The organism is Hymenobacter profundi (assembly GCF_019334315.1).
GTDB classification, from domain to species: Bacteria; Bacteroidota; Bacteroidia; order Cytophagales; family Hymenobacteraceae; genus Hymenobacter; species Hymenobacter profundi.
This window is the reverse complement of the sequence record NZ_JAHWGL010000196.1, coordinates 1-1498: the sequence shown is the minus strand read 5'-3', so window position 1 is coordinate 1498 and position 1498 is coordinate 1. Positions and strand designations below refer to the sequence as shown.

The window sequence follows — 1498 nt, the reverse complement described above, 5'->3', positions numbered from 1 at the left end:
AGGGCCAGGCTCACCACTCGTTTGGGCAAGTGCTTGAGCAGCTTTTTGAGGTTGTAGGCAATGGCGCTAAGCAACATGGTTTTGTGCGCTGCCGCTCGTCCTTTCGTGCCGACCCGCCGCAAACCATACTGCTGGAGCAGGTTGCCGAACACGGGCTCTGCCACACGCGGCGCATGTGCTGGCCTTGCCGGCTGCGCTGTCGGTGCCAGGCCCGTCGATAGGCCCCATTGAAGGCCGAGCGCACGAGTTGCTTGGAGTCGACCTTCGGTACGCAAGTAGCTTTGAGCGGGCAGGCCTGGCAGTCAGCGTAGGAAGCGCGGTAGCGCTTCATCCAGACCCCGTCGGCGGTGGGCCGATACTTGTGAAAGGGCAGCGGCTTATCGGCCCGGCAGCGGTACTCGTCACGGTCGAGTTGATAGGTAAACCCTTCGATCACGGGTTTGTAGGCGCCAAACACGGGGATCCAGGGCGTGATGCCGCGGTGCTCCAGGAAGGCATAGTTGAAGCCGTTCGAGTAGCCCGTATCCGCGACTAGCTCGCGCAGTTGCAACTCGTTGTGGCGCAGGCGCGCCTGTAAGTGCTCGACTAAGCCGGGCAGGTGCAGGCTATCGCGGGAGTCGGCGAAATCCGCTTGCACGTGCGTGATGACACCTTGAGCGGTGTCCACGGCTAGGCTACAGAGGTAATTGAGCGCACGCGCTTTGCCGGGCTTAACGGAGATGCGCGCTTCGGGGTCGGCCGGACTGTAGTGCGTTTTGTTGCTCAGCAGGCGGGCTTTGGCGTGGTGGGCGCCCAGGCCCCCAGGGGAGGCGCGCCGCTTGGCTTGCCGGGCGGCCTCGTAGCGGAGCTGATGGGCGGGAGCCGAGCGTAGGGGGGGCCGCGACAGGCGTGTTCGCCCGGGGCTGCCCCACCACCAGCAGGGTCGGGGTGGGCAGCGGGCCGACCGGCTTTTCGCACAGGCGATCGAGCGAGGCATTGGCTTTACGGGCGCCGAATCGACGGCCTGCGTATCGCCCGCGACGAGCCCGGCGGCTACGCACTGGGCAAAGACCTAGTCGAACAGGTGCTCAAACACCGCCGCGGGGTACAGCTGCCGGGTGCGGCTGATGGTCGAGTGCCAGGGCAGGTCCTCGTCCACTTCGTAGCCCAGAAAGTAGAGGATATCCAGGCGCAGGGCACAGTGCTCAATCAGGCGCCGGTCGCTAACCAGGTTCTCCAACCGACCCACCAGCACCAACTTCAAGAAGACCACCGGGTCAAGCGAGGGCTGACCGGTGTGGCTGTACACCGCGCGGGTCTGCTGGTAGAGAAAGTCCCAATCCAGCAGCTCGCGGAGGCGGCGATAGAGATTGTGGCGTGTCACGTGCTCGGAGAGGCGAAACTGCGTGATGGCCTAATCGGAGAAGTGCTTGTGGCCCTGCATATCCTTTCTACGATTAGCCTATCAAGTAGGTAGTTCTGCAACAGCCACGGTGAATTGTCAGATGTTATAGGGCTT

The 1498-nt window shown here is 63.4% G+C and carries 2 protein-coding genes and 1 pseudogene; 1 reads left to right on the top strand and 2 read right to left on the bottom strand.

The window, feature by feature from the left end:
• Positions 1-152, bottom strand: a pseudogene (locus KYK14_RS22630) (IS1182 family transposase); the annotation flags it as partial.
• 596 nt (positions 153-748) lie between these two features.
• On the opposite strand from KYK14_RS22630, the gene KYK14_RS22625 reads away from it, so the two are divergent.
• Positions 749-871 carry a hypothetical protein gene (locus KYK14_RS22625; protein WP_425514714.1) on the top strand — a complete coding sequence of 41 codons (123 nt, stop codon included), beginning with the start codon at positions 749-751 and terminating at the stop codon, positions 869-871.
• Positions 872-1051: 180 nt separating this feature from the next.
• On the opposite strand, the gene KYK14_RS22370 is transcribed toward KYK14_RS22625, so the two are convergent.
• Complete coding sequence (locus KYK14_RS22370) at positions 1052-1390, bottom strand: transposase (RefSeq protein ID WP_484826116.1); 339 nt, start codon at positions 1388-1390, stop codon at positions 1052-1054.
• Between the last annotated feature and the right edge of the window lie 108 nt (positions 1391-1498).